Annotated in this window: 23 protein-coding genes and 1 riboswitch; of the genes, 21 read left to right on the top strand and 2 right to left on the bottom strand. The window is 60.2% G+C overall.

Features of this window, described 5'->3' with window-relative positions; genetic code table 11:
- Positions 1 to 79: 79 nt before the first annotated feature.
- A riboswitch (cobalamin riboswitch) is annotated at positions 80 to 258 on the bottom strand.
- A 281-nt stretch (positions 259 to 539) separates the two neighbouring features.
- A complete protein-coding gene (pocR, locus tag OHJ17_RS04820) occupies positions 540 to 1,451 on the bottom strand; it encodes a transcriptional regulator PocR (protein ID WP_004181164.1) in 912 nt (303 codons plus the stop codon).
- Positions 1,452 to 1,654: 203 nt separating this feature from the next.
- Positions 1,655 to 2,464: a propanediol diffusion facilitator PduF gene (pduF, locus tag OHJ17_RS04815; RefSeq protein WP_002915732.1), complete on the bottom strand. Its 810-nt coding sequence runs from the start codon at positions 2,462 to 2,464 to the stop codon at positions 1,655 to 1,657.
- A gap of 524 nt (positions 2,465 to 2,988) precedes the next feature.
- On the opposite strand from pduF, the gene pduA reads away from it, so the two are divergent.
- From pduA to OHJ17_RS04710, 21 genes are all read left to right on the top strand, one after another.
- Entirely contained in the window at positions 2,989 to 3,273 is a 285-nt protein-coding gene (pduA, locus tag OHJ17_RS04810) for a propanediol utilization microcompartment protein PduA (RefSeq protein ID WP_002915737.1), read from the top strand.
- Positions 3,270 to 4,082: a propanediol utilization microcompartment protein PduB gene (pduB, locus tag OHJ17_RS04805; protein ID WP_032433503.1), complete on the top strand. Its 813-nt coding sequence runs from the start codon at positions 3,270 to 3,272 to the stop codon at positions 4,080 to 4,082. The genes pduA and pduB overlap by 4 nt, the downstream gene beginning before the upstream one ends.
- An 18-nt stretch (positions 4,083 to 4,100) precedes the next feature.
- A complete protein-coding gene (gene pduC / locus OHJ17_RS04800) occupies positions 4,101 to 5,765 on the top strand; it encodes a propanediol dehydratase large subunit PduC (RefSeq protein WP_002915744.1) in 1,665 nt (554 codons plus the stop codon).
- Between the two features lie 10 nt (positions 5,766 to 5,775).
- Positions 5,776 to 6,465 (top strand): propanediol dehydratase medium subunit PduD, encoded by a 690-nt coding sequence (gene pduD, locus OHJ17_RS04795; protein ID WP_008806302.1) that lies wholly within the window; start codon positions 5,776 to 5,778, stop codon positions 6,463 to 6,465.
- 14 nt (positions 6,466 to 6,479) lie between these two features.
- Complete coding sequence (gene pduE, locus OHJ17_RS04790; protein WP_016946079.1) at positions 6,480 to 7,004, top strand: propanediol dehydratase small subunit PduE; 525 nt, start codon at positions 6,480 to 6,482, stop codon at positions 7,002 to 7,004.
- A 13-nt stretch (positions 7,005 to 7,017) separates the two neighbouring features.
- On the top strand, positions 7,018 to 8,850 hold the full coding sequence (locus OHJ17_RS04785; RefSeq protein WP_009485657.1) for a diol dehydratase reactivase subunit alpha: 1,833 nt from the start codon (positions 7,018 to 7,020) through the stop codon (positions 8,848 to 8,850).
- Positions 8,840 to 9,190, top strand: coding sequence for a glycerol dehydratase reactivase beta/small subunit family protein (locus tag OHJ17_RS04780; RefSeq protein ID WP_004900279.1), 351 nt, complete (start codon positions 8,840 to 8,842; stop codon positions 9,188 to 9,190). The genes OHJ17_RS04785 and OHJ17_RS04780 overlap by 11 nt, the downstream gene beginning before the upstream one ends.
- Before the next feature lie 18 nt (positions 9,191 to 9,208).
- Complete coding sequence (gene pduJ / locus OHJ17_RS04775; protein ID WP_002915806.1) at positions 9,209 to 9,484, top strand: propanediol utilization microcompartment protein PduJ; 276 nt, start codon at positions 9,209 to 9,211, stop codon at positions 9,482 to 9,484.
- Positions 9,485 to 9,505: 21 nt separating this feature from the next.
- Positions 9,506 to 9,952 (top strand): BMC domain-containing protein, encoded by a 447-nt coding sequence (locus OHJ17_RS04770; protein WP_032423815.1) that lies wholly within the window; start codon positions 9,506 to 9,508, stop codon positions 9,950 to 9,952.
- Complete coding sequence (locus OHJ17_RS04765) at positions 9,952 to 10,584, top strand: phosphate propanoyltransferase (protein WP_002915810.1); 633 nt, start codon at positions 9,952 to 9,954, stop codon at positions 10,582 to 10,584. Before OHJ17_RS04770 ends, OHJ17_RS04765 begins: the two co-directional genes overlap by 1 nt.
- The gene (gene pduM / locus OHJ17_RS04760) at positions 10,581 to 11,072 is read left to right on the top strand and encodes a microcompartment protein PduM (protein ID WP_004181168.1); all 492 of its coding nucleotides are present in this window, start codon (positions 10,581 to 10,583) and stop codon (positions 11,070 to 11,072) included. Before OHJ17_RS04765 ends, pduM begins: the two co-directional genes overlap by 4 nt.
- A 3-nt stretch (positions 11,073 to 11,075) precedes the next feature.
- On the top strand, positions 11,076 to 11,351 hold the full coding sequence (locus OHJ17_RS04755) for a EutN/CcmL family microcompartment protein (protein ID WP_002915814.1): 276 nt from the start codon (positions 11,076 to 11,078) through the stop codon (positions 11,349 to 11,351).
- Between the two features lie 10 nt (positions 11,352 to 11,361).
- Positions 11,362 to 12,378 carry a two-domain cob(I)yrinic acid a,c-diamide adenosyltransferase PduO gene (gene pduO / locus OHJ17_RS04750; protein ID WP_032104148.1) on the top strand — a complete coding sequence of 339 codons (1,017 nt, stop codon included), beginning with the start codon at positions 11,362 to 11,364 and terminating at the stop codon, positions 12,376 to 12,378.
- Positions 12,375 to 13,763 carry a CoA-acylating propionaldehyde dehydrogenase PduP gene (gene pduP, locus OHJ17_RS04745; protein WP_023282958.1) on the top strand — a complete coding sequence of 463 codons (1,389 nt, stop codon included), beginning with the start codon at positions 12,375 to 12,377 and terminating at the stop codon, positions 13,761 to 13,763. The genes pduO and pduP overlap by 4 nt, the downstream gene beginning before the upstream one ends.
- Positions 13,764 to 13,774: 11 nt before the next feature.
- A complete protein-coding gene (gene pduQ, locus OHJ17_RS04740; RefSeq protein WP_016946082.1) occupies positions 13,775 to 14,887 on the top strand; it encodes a 1-propanol dehydrogenase PduQ in 1,113 nt (370 codons plus the stop codon).
- Complete coding sequence (locus OHJ17_RS04735; protein WP_023285520.1) at positions 14,884 to 16,236, top strand: 4Fe-4S dicluster domain-containing protein; 1,353 nt, start codon at positions 14,884 to 14,886, stop codon at positions 16,234 to 16,236. Before pduQ ends, OHJ17_RS04735 begins: the two co-directional genes overlap by 4 nt.
- 2 nt (positions 16,237 to 16,238) lie before the next feature.
- Complete coding sequence (pduT, locus tag OHJ17_RS04730; protein WP_004151971.1) at positions 16,239 to 16,793, top strand: propanediol utilization microcompartment protein PduT; 555 nt, start codon at positions 16,239 to 16,241, stop codon at positions 16,791 to 16,793.
- Positions 16,793 to 17,143 carry a propanediol utilization microcompartment protein PduU gene (pduU, locus tag OHJ17_RS04725; RefSeq protein WP_002915850.1) on the top strand — a complete coding sequence of 117 codons (351 nt, stop codon included), beginning with the start codon at positions 16,793 to 16,795 and terminating at the stop codon, positions 17,141 to 17,143. The genes pduT and pduU overlap by 1 nt, the downstream gene beginning before the upstream one ends.
- A 4-nt stretch (positions 17,144 to 17,147) precedes the next feature.
- A complete protein-coding gene (pduV, locus tag OHJ17_RS04720; protein ID WP_002915858.1) occupies positions 17,148 to 17,588 on the top strand; it encodes a propanediol utilization protein PduV in 441 nt (146 codons plus the stop codon).
- Positions 17,585 to 18,799 carry an acetate/propionate family kinase gene (locus OHJ17_RS04715; protein ID WP_023287962.1) on the top strand — a complete coding sequence of 405 codons (1,215 nt, stop codon included), beginning with the start codon at positions 17,585 to 17,587 and terminating at the stop codon, positions 18,797 to 18,799. Before pduV ends, OHJ17_RS04715 begins: the two co-directional genes overlap by 4 nt.
- A gap of 91 nt (positions 18,800 to 18,890) precedes the next feature.
- Positions 18,891 to 19,757: a GHMP family kinase ATP-binding protein gene (locus OHJ17_RS04710; protein ID WP_032433887.1), complete on the top strand. Its 867-nt coding sequence runs from the start codon at positions 18,891 to 18,893 to the stop codon at positions 19,755 to 19,757.
- Positions 19,758 to 19,760: the final 3 nt, after the last annotated feature.

Here is a 19,760-nt window from a genome sequence, read left to right as displayed (position 1 = left end):
CTGGCGGTCAGGGTATAGCTACGCGCATGCCTGGTCCTGCGACCACGCACCGCTAAGCCACCCACTTCCCACCGAAGTTGTTGGTCAGTTACCGGCAGGCAGGTCTTCTGGCTTAGCCTCGTTCTCGCCCGCCCTTCCCAATCTTTCGATCAGTGGTTTTTGCGGGGTCGTCAGCATCACAGCAGCGGGGGCTGCGGGGGATTTACACCCCCTTCCCTGACACCAAACTGGTGTCGAACCTGTCGGTTTGTTTCGCCGATGCGCCCTGCATCGACGGGTATTACTTTATGTTTTCTTTTACCGTTTCATCACTCGTCACAATGACGTCAGTGAAGGAAAGCGGTGTTGTGATAATCAGCTGTCTCGTATTAACGGACACTCTATCTCATCACAAAAATAAAAACTGGTGTAGTTTATCCCTCGAATATCACTATTTTGTTGCGCTATGACAATTTATTGCTCTACTGTCGTTTTTTTCATTTTATATTGATGAAGATACTCGGGGATATCAAAAATCGGCAATAGCAAAATATTGTCATTTAAAAAGACTCAGTTTGTGATCCGGCATTAATTTGCTGACGAAATGCCTGCGGCGTTACCTGATAGGTCTGGCGAAACACTTTGCAAAAATAGCTGGTTTGCGAAAAACCTAAATTCCGCGCGATGCTGGCGATGCTCCAGTCGCTGTGGCATAGCAGCTCTTTTGCGCTCGCCATCCGCTGCTGATTGACCCAGGCGTTAAAACCGATCCCCTGATACTTTTTAAACAGTTTGCTGAAGTAGTACGGGCTGAGATAGACATGCGCCGCCACATCCTCCAGACGCAGCTCATCGGAGAGATGCGCGTCGATATAGCGCAGCGCCTTCTTCATTTTGCCATCGTGCGGCGAGGGCGCCCGGCTGGCCTGCGCCGGATCGTTCTGCGACGGGTTATCTTTGATAACCACAAAGTTGAGCTGTTTTTTCAGGCAATTCTCGACGATCAGCTTCAGCAGATCCGCCGAAGCGATAACCCGCGAATAGTCCATCTCCGGCACATCGCGAAACGCCTGGACCAGCGCCGGATCGTCCTGCCAGCGGTCATCGACGTTCAAGATATCAACCAGTTCAACATCATTGCTCAGACGCACCTGCCCGCACAGCACGAAACCGACCAGGTGGCCGGCGATCACCAGCGGGATGGAAAAATCGGTTAACCCCGCATGACAGCGGTAGATACACAGCTGGTCTTTTTTCGAGGCTTCCAGCCCGCCGCAGCGGTCGCTCATGCGACAGCGTCCGCTGTGCTCCGGGTGCTGACGCATCAGCTGGCAAAACGGCGTGAAATTAAACAATTCAGAAATCTCATCACCGTGAATATTGACGACCACAACCGCCAGACTGGTGGCTTGCGCAAAATCCTGTGCGATTTTATTGATGAGTTCTGAGTTTAGGGTACTCGCAGAAATCATGATAAAACCCCTCAGTTAATTTTTTGTTATAAATAAAACATATTTTTCATATTTACCTTTTTTAGCATCAGATCCCATCGACGATAAAAAAGTGCATTGACAATAACAAAAGTCTCCCAACCCGGGGAGACTTTTTGAGCGGTTCGTGATATCGGTTCATGAAATTAGCCTGGCTATTTCACAGATACATTCCCCTTATGACGCTAACGCGTATTTTCTTCCTCCACGCAGGTATGACAGGGCAGATTATTGGCGATAAGAAAACGATAAATTGCGGCGCCGAGGCAGGCCCCTAACAACGGTGCGATAATGGGCACGATAAAATAGGGAATATCTCTTCCCCCGGTCATGGCGATATTGCCCCACCCGGCGAACCAGGTGAACAATTTCGGGCCAAAATCGCGTGCCGGATTCATCGCGAAGCCGGTAAGCGGCCCGGTCGAGGCGCCGATCACCGCCACCAGAATGCCAATCAACAGCGGCGCCAGTGGGCCCTTGGGTACGCCGTTGCCATCATCGGTGAGCGCCATGATCATCCCCATCAGCATCGAGGTGATCACCACCTCCACCAGCGCCGCATGCCAGATGCTGAGCTCAGGCGCCGGGTAAGTGCTGAATATACTGGCCAGCTGCAGGCTTTCCAGGCTGCCGCGCACCATATGATGCACCGTTTCAAATTGCGTAAACAGGGTGCTGTAAAGTATCCAGGCCAGCACGGCGCCGCCAAACGCGCCGGCGACCTGAGCCACGATATAGGGCACCACTTTTCTGCCCGGGAAGCAGGCAAACAGCCACAGGGCGACGGTGACCGCGGGGTTCAGATGTCCCCCCGAAATGCCGGCCGTCAGGTAGACCGCCAGAGAAATACCTAGTCCCCAGATAATACAGATCTCCCACAGCCCCAGGCTGGCGCCGGTCAGTTTCAGGGCGCTCAGGCAGCAGATACCAAAAAACAGAAACAGCCCGGTGCCTAAAAACTCGGCGATACATTGCGCGCGTAAAGAACCATTCATTGTGACACCTCGTGACGAAGTTCGTGTCCAGGCCAGCCAACCATCCGCTGGCTCGTTGGGTACGGCGAGGCCCACTATAGAAACCGGCAGCGGCAAAGTGTTGGCATCCTGCGGAAATCGGGCGGCGTAAAGTCGCCGAAGAAGAATAATTTATTGCTATTTGTTCGCGAATCCATGCAGCAATGGCGGGCGTTCAGGGGGTATTTTAATTTCCAACTAAATGATAAAAAATTGCGAAAGCGCAGTGCTTATTTTCCAACAAATATCACATCACGCAAAATATCGCATAGCAAAAACAATTTAAAAAATCACCTCTTAAAATGTAAATACGGAGCGTGAATTGCAATATAATCACATTTATACAAACAACAAAATCAAATAAAAACAATGATATAAAATAAAATAAATCCATTTTATATTATATAAAAACCACTATTTTTTCGATCTCCACCATCAACTCAGCCATTCTTTTTCGCCGCTCCGCCATATAGTTCCCTCACTGGCACATATCCTGCGAGGTCTTTATGCAACAAGAAGCATTAGGAATGGTAGAAACCAAAGGCTTAACCGCAGCCATAGAGGCCGCTGACGCAATGGTTAAGTCGGCCAACGTTTTATTAGTTGGCTATGAAAGGATCGGTTCAGGCCTGGTGACCGTCATCGTGCGTGGCGACGTGGGGGCAGTTAAAGCCGCCACCGACGCCGGTGCCGCCGCAGCCCGCCACGTGGGCGAAGTGAAAGCCGTACACGTCATTCCCCGCCCCCATACCGATGTTGAAAAAATCTTACCGAAGGGGAATAGCCAATGAGCAGCAATGAGCTGGTTGAACAGATCATGGCGCAAGTCATAGCCCGTGTAGCGACGCCAGAGCAGCAGGCGCTTCCCGTTACCCCCCATCCCACAGGAGAGACGGCTATGGCAGAGAAAAGCTGCAGCTTAACGGAATTTGTCGGGACCGCCATTGGCGACACCCTCGGGCTGGTCATCGCCAACGTGGATGCCGCGTTGCTGGAGGCGATGAAGCTCGAAAAACGCTATCGCTCTATCGGCATCCTCGGCGCCCGCACCGGCGCCGGGCCGCACATCATGGCCGCCGATGAAGCGGTCAAAGCCACCAACACCGAAGTGGTCAGCATTGAGCTTCCTCGCGACACCAAAGGCGGCGCCGGCCATGGCTCGCTGATTGTGCTGGGCGGGAATGATGTTTCCGACGTCAAACGCGGGATTGAGGTCGCGCTGAAAGAGCTGGACCGTACCTTCGGCGATGTCTACGGCAACGAAGCGGGTCATATTGAGCTGCAGTATACCGCGCGCGCCAGTTATGCCCTGGAAAAAGCGTTCGGCGCCCCACTGGGCCGCGCCTGCGGCATTATCGTCGGCGCCCCGGCGTCCGTTGGCGTGCTGATGGCCGATACCGCGCTGAAATCAGCCAACGTCGAGGTGGTAGCTTACAGCTCACCGGCCCACGGCACCAGTTTCAGCAACGAAGCCATTCTGGTGATTTCCGGCGACTCCGGCGCGGTGCGCCAGGCGGTGATCTCCGCCCGGGAGATCGGCAAAACCGTACTGGCGACGCTGGGCGCCGAACCGAAAAACGATCGCCCCTCCTACATTTAATATCCGCGAGGCTGATTCATGAGATCGAAAAGATTTGAAGCACTGGCGAAACGCCCTGTGAATCAGGATGGTTTCGTTAAGGAGTGGATTGAAGAGGGCTTTATCGCGATGGAAAGTCCTAACGATCCCAAACCTTCTATCCGCATCGTCAACGGCGCGGTGACCGAACTCGACGGTAAACCGGTTGAGCAGTTCGACCTGATTGACCACTTTATCGCGCGCTACGGCATTAATCTCGCCCGGGCCGAAGAAGTGATGGCCATGGATTCGGTTAAGCTCGCCAACATGCTCTGCGACCCGAACGTTAAACGCAGCGACATCGTGCCGCTCACTACCGCGATGACCCCGGCGAAAATCGTGGAAGTGGTGTCGCATATGAACGTGGTCGAGATGATGATGGCGATGCAAAAAATGCGCGCCCGCCGCACGCCGTCCCAGCAGGCGCATGTCACTAATATCAAAGATAATCCGGTACAGATTGCCGCCGACGCCGCTGAAGGCGCATGGCGCGGCTTTGACGAACAGGAGACCACCGTCGCCGTGGCGCGCTACGCGCCGTTCAACGCCATCGCCCTGCTGGTGGGTTCACAGGTTGGCCGTCCCGGCGTCCTCACCCAGTGTTCGCTGGAAGAAGCCACCGAGCTGAAACTGGGTATGCTGGGCCACACCTGCTATGCCGAAACCATTTCGGTATACGGTACGGAACCGGTGTTTACCGATGGCGATGACACCCCGTGGTCGAAAGGCTTCCTCGCCTCCTCCTACGCCTCGCGCGGCCTGAAAATGCGCTTTACCTCCGGTTCCGGTTCTGAAGTACAGATGGGCTATGCCGAAGGCAAATCGATGCTTTATCTCGAAGCGCGCTGCATCTACATCACCAAAGCCGCCGGGGTGCAAGGCCTGCAGAATGGCTCCGTCAGCTGTATCGGCGTACCGTCCGCCGTGCCGTCCGGGATCCGCGCCGTACTGGCGGAAAACCTGATCTGCTCAGCGCTGGATCTGGAGTGCGCCTCCAGCAACGATCAAACCTTTACCCACTCGGATATGCGGCGTACCGCGCGTCTGCTGATGCAGTTCCTGCCAGGCACCGACTTCATCTCCTCCGGTTACTCGGCGGTGCCGAACTACGACAACATGTTCGCCGGTTCCAACGAAGATGCCGAAGACTTCGATGACTACAACGTGATCCAGCGCGACCTGAAGGTCGATGGCGGCCTGCGGCCGGTGCGTGAAGAGGACGTGATCGCCATTCGCAACAAAGCCGCCCGCGCGCTGCAGGCGGTATTTGCCGGCATGGGTTTGCCGCCTATTACGGATGAAGAAGTAGAAGCCGCCACCTACGCCCACGGTTCAAAAGATATGCCTGAGCGCAATATCGTCGAGGACATCAAGTTTGCTCAGGAGATCATCAACAAGAACCGCAACGGCCTGGAGGTGGTGAAAGCCCTGGCGAAAGGCGGCTTCCCCGATGTCGCCCAGGACATGCTCAATATTCAGAAAGCCAAGCTCACCGGCGACTACCTGCATACCTCCGCCATCATTGTTGGCGAGGGCCAGGTGCTCTCGGCCGTGAATGACGTGAACGATTATGCCGGTCCGGCAACAGGCTACCGCCTGCAAGGCGAGCGCTGGGAAGAGATTAAAAATATCCCGGGCGCGCTCGATCCCAATGAACTTGGCTAAGGGGTGAAAAATGGAAATTAACGAAACGCTGCTGCGCCAGATTATCGAAGAGGTGCTGTCGGAGATGAAATCAGGCGCAGATAAGCCGGTCTCCTTTAGCGCGCCTGCGGCTTCTGTCGCCTCTGCCGCGCCGGTCGCCGTTGCGCCTGTGTCCGGCGACAGCTTCCTGACGGAAATCGGCGAAGCCAAACCCGGCACGCAGCAGGATGAAGTCATTATTGCCGTCGGGCCAGCGTTTGGTCTGGCGCAAACCGCCAATATCGTCGGCATTCCGCATAAAAATATTCTGCGCGAAGTGATCGCCGGCATTGAGGAAGAAGGCATCAAAGCCCGGGTGATCCGCTGCTTTAAGTCTTCTGACGTCGCCTTCGTGGCAGTGGAAGGCAACCGCCTGAGCGGCTCCGGCATCTCGATCGGTATTCAGTCGAAAGGCACCACCGTCATCCACCAGCGCGGCCTGCCGCCGCTTTCCAATCTGGAACTCTTCCCGCAGGCGCCGCTGCTGACGCTGGAAACCTACCGTCAGATTGGCAAAAACGCCGCGCGCTACGCCAAACGCGAGTCACCGCAGCCGGTGCCGACGCTTAACGATCAGATGGCTCGTCCCAAATACCAGGCGAAGTCGGCCATTTTGCACATTAAAGAGACCAAATACGTGGTGACGGGCAAAAACCCGCAGGAACTGCGCGTGGCGCTTTAACAAAGGATATCCCGATGAATACCGACGCAATTGAATCCATGGTACGCGACGTGCTGAGCCGGATGAACAGCCTACAGGACGGGATAACGCCCGCGCCAGCCGCGCCGACAAACGACACCGTTCGCCAGCCAAAAGTTAGCGACTACCCGTTAGCGACCCGCCATCCGGAGTGGGTAAAAACCGCTACCAATAAAACGCTCGATGACCTGACGCTGGAGGACGTATTAAGCGATCGCGTTACGGCGCAGGACATGCGCATCACTCCGGAAACGCTGCGTATGCAGGCGGCAATCGCCCAGGATGCCGGACGCGATCGGCTGGCGATGAACTTTGAGCGGGCCGCAGAGCTCACCGCGGTTCCCGACGACCGAATCCTTGAGATCTACAACGCCCTGCGCCCATACCGTTCCACCCAGGCGGAGCTACTGGCGATCGCTGATGACCTCGAGCATCGCTACCAGGCACGACTCTGTGCCGCCTTTGTTCGGGAAGCGGCCGGGCTGTACATCGAGCGTAAGAAACTCAAAGGCGACGATTAACAGGGGGGTAAGCATGCGCTATATCGCTGGCATTGATATTGGCAACTCCTCGACAGAAGTCGCCCTGGCGACGGTCGATGACGCAGGAGTGCTGAACATTCGCCACAGCGCGTTGGCTGAAACCACGGGTATAAAAGGCACATTACGAAATGTGTTCGGTATCCAGGAGGCGCTAACGCAGGCGGCAAAAGCGGCCGGCATTCAGCTCAGCGATATTTCGCTTATTCGCATTAACGAAGCCACGCCGGTCATTGGCGATGTGGCGATGGAAACCATCACGGAAACCATCATCACCGAGTCCACCATGATCGGCCATAACCCGAAGACACCCGGCGGCGTCGGACTGGGGGTCGGCATCACCATCACACCAGAGGCGCTGCTGTCCTGCTCCGCGGACACTCCCTATATTCTGGTGGTCTCCTCGGCCTTTGACTTTGCCGATGTCGCCGCGATGGTCAATGCGGCAACGGCAGCGGGCTATCAGATAACCGGCATTATTTTGCAGCAGGATGACGGCGTGCTGGTCAATAACCGGCTACAGCAACCGCTACCGGTGATCGACGAAGTTCAGCATATCGACCGGATTCCACTTGGCATGCTGGCGGCCGTCGAGGTCGCTTTACCCGGTAAGATCATCGAAACGCTCTCCAACCCCTACGGTATTGCGACCGTTTTCGATCTCAACGCCGAGGAGACCAAAAATATCGTGCCAATGGCGCGGGCGCTGATTGGCAACCGCTCGGCCGTGGTGGTGAAAACCCCCTCCGGCGACGTCAAGGCCCGCGCTATTCCGGCAGGTAATCTGTTGCTCATCGCTCAGGGGCGCAGCGTACAGGTTGATGTGGCCGCCGGGGCGGAAGCCATCATGAAAGCGGTTGACGGCTGCGGCAAACTGGACAACGTCGCGGGAGAAGCGGGCACCAATATCGGCGGCATGCTAGAGCACGTGCGCCAGACCATGGCGGAGCTTACCAATAAGCCAGCTCAGGAGATCCGCATTCAGGATCTGCTGGCCGTTGATACGGCGGTGCCAGTCAGCGTGACCGGCGGTCTTGCGGGGGAGTTCTCGCTGGAGCAGGCGGTGGGTATCGCCTCGATGGTCAAGTCGGATCGCCTGCAGATGGCCCTCATCGCCCGTGAAATTGAGCACAAACTGCAGATTGCGGTTCAGGTGGGCGGCGCCGAAGCGGAGGCGGCCATTCTTGGGGCGCTCACCACTCCCGGCACCACGCGCCCGCTGGCGATCCTCGATCTGGGCGCCGGGTCGACCGACGCCTCCATTATCAATGCGCAGGGAGAGATCAGCGCCACTCACCTGGCCGGCGCCGGCGATATGGTCACGATGATCATCGCCCGCGAGCTGGGGCTTGAGGACCGCTACCTGGCGGAAGAGATCAAAAAATATCCGCTGGCAAAAGTCGAAAGCCTGTTTCATCTGCGTCATGAAGACGGCAGCGTCCAGTTTTTTCCATCGGCCTTACCACCGGCGGTATTTGCCCGCGTCTGCGTGGTGAAACCGGATGAACTGGTTCCTCTGCCCGGCGATCTGCCGCTGGAGAAAGTGCGCGCCATTCGCCGTAGCGCCAAATCACGCGTCTTTGTCACCAACGCCCTGCGAGCGTTACGCCAGGTGAGCCCTACCGGCAACATTCGCGACATCCCGTTCGTGGTGCTGGTGGGCGGCTCGTCCCTCGATTTCGAGATCCCCCAGCTGGTCACCGACGCGCTGGCGCACTACCGGCTGGTTGCCGGGCGCGGCAACATCCGCGGCTGTGAAGGCCCACGCAATGCGGTCGCCAGCGGATTACTCCTTTCCTGGCAAAAAGGAGGCACACATGGAGAGTAGCGTAGTCGCCCCCGCCATCGTCATTGCCGTCACTGACGAATGCAGCGAACAGTGGCGCGATGTCCTGCTGGGCATTGAAGAGGAAGGCATTCCTTTTGTTCTGCAGCCGCAGACCGGCGGCGATCTTGTTCATCACGCCTGGCAGGCGGCGCAGCGTTCGCCGCTGCAGGTAGGCATCGCCTGCGACCGGGAACGGCTCATCGTGCACTACAAAAATTTACCCGCATCAACTCCGCTGTTTTCGCTGATGTATCACCAGAACAGGCTGGCCCGGCGAAACACTGGCAACAATGCGGCTCGTCTCGTCAAAGGGATCCCATTTCGGGATCGCCATGCTTAATCCACAGGAGAACGCAGTATGAATAACGCACTAGGACTGGTTGAAACGAAAGGCCTGGTTGGCGCCATTGAAGCCGCTGATGCAATGGTGAAATCCGCCAACGTGCAGTTGATTGGTTACGAAAAAATTGGCTCCGGGCTGATTACCGTGATGGTCCGCGGAGACGTCGGCGCGGTCAAAGCCGCCGTTGACGCCGGCAGCGCGGCGGCCAGCGTGGTCGGCGAGGTCAAGTCCAGCCATGTGATCCCGCGCCCGCATAGCGATGTTGAGGCCATTCTGCCGAAATCCGTCTGACCCTCAAAAAAGGAGCACCGCGTGAAGCAATCACTGGGATTACTTGAGGTCAGCGGTCTGGCCCTGGCCATCACCTGCGCCGACGCTATGGCGAAAGCGGCCGCCATCACGCTGCTCGCCCTGGAAAAGACCAACGGTTCCGGCTGGATGGTGGTGAAGATCGCCGGTGATGTGGCCTCTGTCCAGGCGGCGGTGATGACCGGGGCCGAACTCGCCGAACGGCAGCAGGGGCTGGTAGCGCAGAAGGTTATCGCCAGGCCCGGGGAAGGCCTGCTGGCGGCCCGCGTCCAGGCGCCTTCACCAGCGCCTGACGTCGCCGTGACGGAGGAGAACACGGCCCTCACAGACGCCCCCTCCCACTCTACGGAGCGGGTGACCTGCAACCTGTGCCTGGACCCACACTGCCCACGACAAAAAGGCGATCCCCGCTCGCAGTGCCTGCACGCCGGTAAACGAGGTGACGCGTAATGGATAAACAACAGCTGGCTTCGACAGTCAACAAAGTGCTGGATGAGATGCGCCAGCGTCCCATTCCAATCGGTATCTCCAGTCGCCATATCCATTTAGCGGCGGCTGACTATGCCAGGCTTTTTCCCGCGCAGCCCATCCAGCCGAAAAAAGCGCTGCTGCAGCCGGGACAATATGCTGCAGAGCAGACGGTGACCCTGGTTGGCCCCAAAGGGCGATTAAACAACGTGCGCCTGCTCGGCCCTTTGCGCCAGACCAGCCAGGTGGAAATCTCACGCACCGACGCCCGGATCCTCGGTATCGCCGCGCCGCTGCGCATGTCCGGCAATCTGCAGGGCACGCCGGGGATCCGCCTGATAAGCCCCTTTGCCGAACTGGAGTTGAGCGGCGGGACGATTGTTGCCCAGCGACATATTCATATGTCGCCACTTGATGCGTTGATCCTGCGCGTCTCCCATGGCGATAGCGTCGCGGTGGCGATCGAAGGCAGCGACAGGCGGCTTATCTTCGACAACGTGGCGGTCCGCGTTGCCCCGGATATGCGTCTTGAGATGCACATCGATACTGACGAGGCTAATGCGGCAGGCGCTGACGCTGCGCAAGCCTGGGCAACGCTGGTGACGAAGCCATGAACCACGCGATGCTGCAGCGTATCGTCGAAGAGGTCGCCGCCCGTCTGCGCCGTCGCGCCCTCAGCACGGCCACGCTCAGCGTGGCCCAGCTCGGCGAAGCGGATATCCGCAGCCTGCTGTGCCAGCACGCTTCGCTGCGCATCGTGCAGGTCGATTTACCGCTGCTGGAGCAGCTTGCCGGCCAGCGTGCGCTGGCGGCAGCCGGTTGCGCACTGCATGAGGCGATGGCCTGGGGCGTTCGGGTACAGCTAACGCTGCTTCCCGCCCTGCTCCCCGCGCTGGCGGTAAAAAAACTCGCCCGCTTGCCGCTGACGTTCAGCGATCCGCTTGGCCAGCCCGTCAGGCTTCACGCCGCGTCGGTGCTCACCTATGCCGACGTAGCCCGTTTCAGTGGCGGCTATCTGGTGCTGCGCCGCCGCCCCATTATCACCGCCCTCGCCCGCGAAGCGGCCGTCGCGCGGCATGTTCAATTGATTAAGCAGGAGTGAACTATGCATCTGGCACGCGTGACCGGCGCCGTCGTCTCGACGCAAAAATCGCCCTCTCTGAACGGCAAAAAACTGCTGCTGGTGCGCCGGGTAAGCGCGGACGACGATCGTCCGATTCTCCCCACGAGCGGCGATGAAGTGGCGGTAGATTCGGTTGGCGCTGGCGTCGGCGAGCTGGTGCTGCTCTGCAGCGGCTCGAGCGCACGCCACGTTTTCAGCGGCCCGAATGAGGCCATCGATCTTGCCGTCGTGGGCATTGTTGACTCACTTTCACGCTAAGGGGGCGCCTGTGGCTATCTATACCCGAACCGGCGATGCCGGCAGTACATCACTCTTTACCGGCCAGCGGGTCAGCAAGACGCATCCGCGCGTCGAAGCCTACGGCACCCTGGATGAACTGAACGCCATGCTGAGCCTGTGCGTCTGCGCCGTCGCTGAAGAGGAACAGCGCACCCTGCTCGAAGCCCTGCAGCAGCACATTTTTTGGTTCAGCGCGGAGCTCGCCAGCGACAGCGAACAGCCATCGCCGGGTAAGCGCTATATCAGCAGCGAAGAGATTGCCCTGCTGGAGCAGACCATCGATCGCGAGATGGCCCGCGTGCCGGCGCTGCACCAGTTTGTATTGCCCGGACGCTGTGAAGCCGCCAGCCGTCTGCACCTGGCCCGCACCGTTGCCAGACGGGCGGAGCGCCGGCTGGTCGAGCTGGCGGCAGAGGTTACTATCCGTCAGATACTGCTGCGTTATCTGAACCGCTTATCTGACTGCCTGTATGCCCTGGCGCGCAGCGAGGATCATGCCGCTCACCAGCGCCGCCTTGTGACGGAGATCGCGGCCCGATATCTGGCCGCCAGCAGGTCGCCTGCGCCCGACGCGCCCAAAGCCCAGGCCGGGTCGCTCTCCTTTCACGAGCTGCATCAGCTCATCCGTCAGGCCATTGAACACGCCCGCCAGCTGCAGGTGCCGGTGGTGATCAGCATCGTTGACGCACACGGCACCGAAACCGTGACCTGGCGAATGCCCGATGCGCTGCTGGTCAGCAGCGAGCTGGCGCCGAAAAAAGCCTGGACCGCCGTCGCCATGAAAACCGCCACCCACGAGCTCGCGACGACCGTACAGCCAGGCGCTGCGCTGTACGGTCTGGAGAGCCATCTGCAGGGCAAAGTCGTCACCTTTGGCGGCGGATATCCGCTGTGGCGCGATGGCCAGCTAATAGCCGGCCTCGGCATTAGCGGCGGCAGCGTCGAGCAGGATATGGCTATTGCACAGGCTGCTATGGCGGCCATTAACGTGAGAACTCATCAATGAATACAGCAGAACTGGAAACCCTTATCCGCACCATCCTCAGTGAAAAGCTCGCGCCGACGCCCCCTGCCCCTCAGCAAAAGCAGGGCATTTTCTGCGATGTCGGCTGCGCCATCGACGCCGCTCATCAGGCTTTTCTCCGCTATCAGCAGTGTCCGCTAAAAACCCGCAGCGCCATTATCAGCGCCCTGCGGGAGACGCTGGCCCCCGAGCTGGCGACGCTGGCGGAAGAGAGCGCCACGGAAACCGGCATGGGCAACAAAGAAGATAAATATCTGAAAAATAAAGCCGCTCTTGAAAACACGCCGGGCATAGAGGATCTCACTACCAGCGCCCTCACCGGCGATGGCGGGATGGTGCTGTTTGAGTACTCGCCGTTCGGGGTTATTGGCGCCGTGGCGCCCAGCACCAACCCAACGGAAACCATTATCAACAACAGTATCAGCATGCTGGCGGCGGGTAACAGCGTCTATTTCAGCCCCCATCCCGGCGCGAAAAAGGTCTCGTTGAAGCTTATCGCCAGGATCGAAGAGATCGCCTACCGCTGCAGCGGGATCCGTAACCTGGTGGTGACCGTTGCCGAGCCGACCTTTGAAGCCACCCAGCAAATGATGTCCCACCCGCTGATTGCCGTTCTGGCTATCACCGGTGGCCCTGGCATTGTGGCGATGGGCATGAAAAGCGGTAAAAAAGTGATCGGCGCTGGCGCCGGCAATCCGCCGTGCATCGTTGATGAAACCGCCGATCTCGTCAAAGCCGCCGAAGATATCATCAGCGGCGCCGCCTTCGATTACAACCTGCCCTGTATCGCCGAAAAAAGCCTGATCGTCGTCGCCTCCGTCGCTGACCGCCTGATCCAGCAGATGCAGGATTTTGACGCGCTGCTGTTGAGCCGACAGGAGGCCGATACCCTGCGTGCCGTCTGCCTGCCCGACGGAGCGGCGAATAAAAAACTGGTCGGTAAAAGCCCGGCTGCGCTGCTGGCGGCGGCGGGTCTCGCCGTTCCGCCTCGCCCCCCTCGCCTGCTGATAGCCGAGGTGGAGGCGAACGACCCCTGGGTGACCTGCGAGCAGCTGATGCCGGTGCTGCCGATCGTCAGGGTCGCCGACTTTGACAGCGCCCTGGCGCTGGCCCTGCGCGTTGAGGAGGGTCTGCACCACACCGCCATTATGCACTCGCAGAATGTCTCGCGGCTCAATCTGGCGGCACGCACCCTGCAGACCTCCATTTTTGTCAAAAATGGCCCGTCTTACGCGGGAATCGGCGTCGGCGGCGAAGGGTTTACCACCTTCACCATCGCCACGCCAACCGGAGAAGGCACCACCTCCGCGCGGACGTTCGCCCGCCTGCGGCGCTGCGTGTTGACCAACGGTTTTTCCATTCGCTAACCGGGGGCGCCATGCATACCTTTTCTCTGCAAACGCGCCTCTACAGCGGCCCGGGCAGCCTGGCCGCGCTGCAGCGCTTTAGCCATCAGCACATCTGGATCGTCTGCGACGGCTTCCTGGCGCGCTCGCCGCTGCTTGACCGACTGCGCGCCGCGCTGCCCGCCAGCAACCGCGTCAGCGTGTTCAGCGATATTACACCGGATCCGACCATTCACACCGTGGCGAAAGGGATAGCGCAGATGCAGGCCCTGCGTCCGCAGGTGGTGATCGGCTTCGGCGGCGGCTCGGCGATGGATGCCGCCAAGGCTATCGTCTGGTTCAGCCAGCAGGGCGGTCTGCCTGTCGACACCTGCGTGGCGATCCCCACCACCAGCGGTACCGGTTCGGAAGTGACCAGCGCCTGCGTCATCAGCGACCCGGAAAAAGGGATCAAGTACCCGCTGTTCCATGAGGCGCTCTGTCCCGACATGGCGATCATCGACCCGACGCTGGTGGTTAGCGTACCGCCCACCATCACAGCCCATACCGGGCTGGACGCGCTGACCCACGCCCTGGAGGCATGGGTCTCGCCGCAGGCCACCGATTTTACCGATGCGCTGGCGGAAAAGGCCGTAAGGCTGGTGTTTCGCGCCCTGCCCGTTGCGATTCGTCAGGGCGACTGCATTGCGACCCGCAGCAAAATGCACAATGCATCAACCCTCGCCGGTATGGCCTTTAGCCAGGCTGGCCTTGGGCTCAATCATGCGATCGCCCATCAGCTTGGCGGCCAGTTTCACCTCCCCCATGGCCTGGCCAATGCGCTGCTGCTGACCGCGGTGATCCGCTTCAATGCCGGCGAGCCGCGAGCGGCTAAGCGCTATGCGCGCCTGGCCAGGGCCTGCCGCTTCTGCCCGCCCGCAGCTGGCGAACAGGAGGCTTTCCAGGCGCTGCTTACCGCGGTGGAAACGCTGAAACAGCAGTGCGCCATTCCCACCCTCAAGGGCGCGCTGCAGGAAAAGTATCCCCTTTTCTTATCGCGAATTCCCGCCATGGTGCCGGCCGCGCTGGCCGACGCCACCCTGCGCACCAACCCGCGTCCGGTCGATGGCGCGGCCATCGCGCAACTGCTGGAGAACCTGCAATGAGTGAAGCGATAGTGCCACTATCAAGCATTGATGCAGCGGAGATCCGCGAACGCGTTCGGGCCGCTGGCGTCGTAGGAGCCGGTGGCGCAGGCTTTCCGACCCACATCAAACTGCAGGCCCGGGTGGACACCGTGCTGGTGAACGCCGCCGAATGCGAACCGATGCTGAAGGTTGACCAACAGCTGATGGCTCAGCAGGCTGACCGACTGATTCGCGGCCTGGGTTACGCAATGACCGCCACTGGCGCCCGGGAAGGGATCATTGCCCTGAAGGCGAAATATGCTCCGGCGATTGCGGCATTAACCCCACGACTCCCGGAATGGGCCCGGCTGCATATTCTGCCTGACGTCTATCCGGCCGGGGATGAGGTGCTTACTATCTGGCTGGCGACGGGACGCCGCGTACCACCTGCCGCGCTGCCGGTCAGCGTCGGCGTGGTGGTCAATAACGTGCAGACGGTGCTCAATATCGCCAGAGCCGTGGAACAGGGCTATCCGGTAACTCGCCGGACGTTGACCGTCAATGGCGCCGTCGCCCGTCCGCTGACGCTGGCCGTACCACTGGGTATATCGCTGCGCGAGGTGCTGGATCTGGCCGGCGGCGCGACGGTTGACGATCCGGGGTTTATCAACGGCGGTCCGATGATGGGCTCGCTTATTACCTCCCTCGAGACACCGGTCACCAAAACCACCGGCGGCCTGCTGGTGCTCCCGGGCAACCATCCATTGATCCAGCGACGGCGGCAGGATGAACGAACGCTGCTCGCCATCGCCCGCACCGTCTGTGAACAGTGCCGTTTATGCACAGATTTATGCCCCCGGCACCTGATCGGCCATGAGCTTTCCCCTCATCTGCTGGTGCGGGCGGTGAACTATCGCCAGGCGGCCACCCCGTCGCTGCTGCTCAGCGCCCTGACCTGTTCGGAGTGCAACGTTTGCGAGAGCGTCGCCTGCCCGGTGGGTATTTCCCCCATGCGCATCAACCGTCTGCTGAAACGTGAGCTGAGGGCGAAAAACCTGCGCTACGACGGACCGCTGCGTCCGGCGGACGAGATGGCGAAGCACCGCCTGGTGCCGGTCAAGCGGCTCATCAGCAAACTGGGACTTGATCCCTGGTATCAGGAAGCGCCGCTGACGGCGGTGGAGCCGGAGGTGGCCTGCGTCACCCTGCCCCTGCGCCAGCATATCGGCATCAGCGCCGTGCCCTGCGTCGCGCCGGGAGAGCGGGTAACGCGCGGCCAGCTACTGGCGGATATCCCCGCCGACGCCCTCGGCGCGCCGGTGCACGCCAGTATTGACGGCCTGGTCTCCGCCATCACGGAGCAGGCCATTACGCTTGTAAGAGGTTAATCATGACCCAGGCTATCGGAATTTTAGAACTGACCAGCATCGCCAGGGGGATGGAGCTGGGCGACGTCATGCTGAAAAGCGCGAACGTACAGCTCCTGCTCTGCAGAACCCTTTGCCCCGGGAAATTCCTGCTGATGCTCGGCGGCGACGTCGGCGCCGTGCAGCAGGCAATCGCCGCCGGCACCGCACGCGCCGGGGAGATGCTGGTGGACAGCCTGGTGCTGGCCAACATTCACCCCAGCGTACTACCGGCGATCAGCGGTCTCAACGTGGTCGGGCAGCGGCAGGCGGCGGGGATCGTCGAAACCTGGAGCGTGGCGGCGTGCATCAGCGCCGCCGACCGCGCGGTGAAAGCGGCCAACGTCACCCTGGTGCGGGTCCATATGGCGTTTGGTATCGGCGGCAAATGCTACATGGTGGTGGCGGGTGATATCGCCGATGTCGACAACGCCGTCACGGTGGCCAGCGACAGCGCAGGCGAGAAAGGATTACTGGTTCACCGGGCAGTGATCCCGCGACCGCACGATGCGCTGTGGCAACAGCTGATGGAGGGATAATGGAACCGCAAACCCCTACCGAACGCATGATCCAGGAGTATGTCCCGGGCAAACAGGTTACTCTGGCGCATCTCATTGCCAATCCTGGCAAAGATCTGTTCAAAAAGCTGGGTCTGCCGGACGCAGTCTCCGCCATCGGCATTCTTACCATTACCCCCAGTGAAGCATCGATTATCGCCTGCGACATCGCTACCAAGTCCGGCGCGGTGGAGATCGGTTTTCTCGATCGCTTCACCGGCGCGGTGGTGTTGACCGGCGATGTCTCCGCCGTGGAGTACGCGCTCAGGCAGGTCACCCGCACCCTCGGTGAGCTGATGCGCTTCACCGCTTGCCCAATTACCCGGACCTGAGCCCATGAAACGCCTGATGCTAATCGGACCCAGCCAGTGCGGTAAAACCTCGCTGACCCAGGTATTGCGTGGCGAAACCCTGCGCTATCAGAAAACCCAGGCCATCGTCTGGACGCCGGCCGCCATCGATACCCCCGGGGAATATCTGGAAAACCGCTGCCTGTACAGTGCACTGCTCACCAGCGCCTGCGAGGCCGATGTCATCGCGCTGGTACTAAATGCCGATGCGCCCTGGTCACCTTTTTCTCCGGGGTTTACCGCCCCGATGAACCGCCCGGTCATCGGGGTGATCACTAAAGCCGATTTGGCCGCCCCGCCCCGTCTGCAACAGGTCCGGACATGGCTCGAGACGGCGGGCGCCGGACATATCTTTATCACCAGCGCGTTAACCGGCGACGGGCTTGATGACCTGTTCGCCTGCCTGAATGCAGAGGAATATCAATGACCTATAAAATCATGGCGATTAACGCCGGCAGCTCCTCCCTGAAGTTTCAGCTGCTTAACATGCCGCAGGGGGCGTTGCTCTGTCAGGGGTTGATCGAACGTATCGGCCTGCCCGAGGCCCGCTTCACGCTGAAAACGTCGGCACAGAAATGGCAGGAGACGCTGCCCATCGCCGATCACCATGAGGCAGTGACCCTGCTGCTGGAGGCGCTGACCGGCCGCGGGATCCTCAGCAGCCTGCAGGAGATCGACGGCGTTGGCCACCGCGTCGCCCACGGCGGCGAACGCTTCAAAGACGCCGCGCTGGTCTGCGACGATACCCTGCGGGAGATCGAGCGCCTGGCGGAGCTGGCGCCGTTGCATAACCCGGTCAATGCGCTGGGCATACGTCTCTTTCGCCAGCTGTTACCCGCGGTACCGGCGGTGGCGGTTTTTGATACCGCCTTTCACCAGACCCTGGCGCCGGAGGCCTGGCTCTATCCCCTCCCCTGGCGCTATTACGCCGAGCTGGGCATTCGCCGCTACGGTTTTCACGGTACCAGCCATCACTATGTCAGCAGCGCGCTGGCGGAAAAGCTGGGCGTACCGCTGAGCGCCCTGCGGGTAGTAAGCTGCCATCTGGGCAATGGCTGTAGCGTCTGCGCCATCAAAGGCGGGCAGTCGGTGAATACCTCAATGGGCTTTACTCCCCAGTCCGGGGTGATGATGGGCACCCGCAGCGGCGATATCGATCCGTCGATTCTTCCCTGGCTGGTGGAGAAAGAGGGGAAATCCGCCCTGCAGCTCAGCCAGCTGCTGAATAATGAATCCGGGCTGCTGGGCGTCTCCGGCGTGTCTTCTGATTACCGCGACGTCGAACAGGCAGCCGACGCCGGCAACGAAAGGGCGGCTCTGGCGCTGTCGCTGTTTGCCGAACGCATTCGCGCAACTATCGGCAGCTATATCATGCAGATGGGAGGTCTGGACGCGCTGATCTTTACCGGCGGCATAGGCGAGCATTCCGCCCGGGCGCGGGCGACAATCTGCCGCAATTTGCACTTTCTCGGCCTCGCGCTGGACGACGAGAAAAACCAGCGGAGCGCGACCTTTATTCAGGCGGATAATGCGCTGGTCAAAGTGGCGGTGATCAACACCAATGAAGAGCTAATGATTGCCCGCGACGTCATGCGTCTTGCATTGCCGCAGGCGCGCGAGCTGGCGGTGTCGGCATAAACGACGCGCCTCCTCTTGCGGAGAATCATGGTAACCGGCGGGTCGCCATGCCACTATGCGCCCTGGCGAAGGTAAGCGGAAAGGTGAAAACGTGGCTGTTGCACAATGTCCCGCCTCGTGCGGAGAACTTATCCAGGGCTGGATCCTCGGCAGCGAAAAGCTGGTCTCCTGTCCGGTGGACTGGTACAGCACCGTCGAGGTCGAGACCGGGGTACCGCGAAAAGACGAGCGGCCGCTGTCGCGGGCGATGGTCGACCAGCTGCTGGCCCACTGGGGCTACCCCCCAGCGCTTAGCCAGCAGATCCGCATCACCCTGCACTCAACGATCCCGGTGGCCAAAGGGATGGCCAGCAGCACCGCCGATATCGCTGCCACCGCCGTCGCCACCGCCCATCATCTGGGCCATCTACTGGATGAGCCGACGCTGGCGCGCCTGTGCGTCGCGCTGGAGCCTACCGACAGCACCCTGTTTCGCCAGCTGACGCTGTTCGACCATAATACCGCCGCCACGCAAATCGCCTGTCCCCCTCCGCCGGCGCTCGACCTGTTAGTGCTGGAGAGCCCGCTGACGCTGCGCACCACCGACTATCACCAGCTGCCGCGCGAGCCGGGCCTGTTGGCAAACGCCTCCCGGCTGCAGCTGGCGTGGGAGAAAGTACAGCAGGCCTGCCAATGCGGCAACCCGCAGCTGCTGGGCGAAGCAGCGACCATCAGCGCCATTGCCAGCCAGCAGCTGTTGCCTAAGCCGGGGTTTGACGCGCTGCTGGACCTGGTGGAAAGCGCAGGGCTCTATGGTCTCAACGTGGCACACAGCGGCAGCGTCGTCGGCCTGCTGCTGGACCGCCGTCGGCATGACGTCGAATTTCTGCAATGGCGGCTGGCAGAGAGCGATATCGCCGCCCACTGGCCGCAGCAGCATCTGCTGGCGATGGTGCCCGGGGGCGTCATCCTGCAGTAGGCC

It is taken from the genome of Klebsiella sp. KP20-425-1, from assembly GCF_025813515.1.
Classification (GTDB): domain Bacteria; phylum Pseudomonadota; class Gammaproteobacteria; order Enterobacterales; family Enterobacteriaceae; genus Klebsiella; species Klebsiella pneumoniae.
Note: the sequence above shows the minus strand (reverse complement) of the source record. Positions and strands in the feature narration are given on the sequence as shown.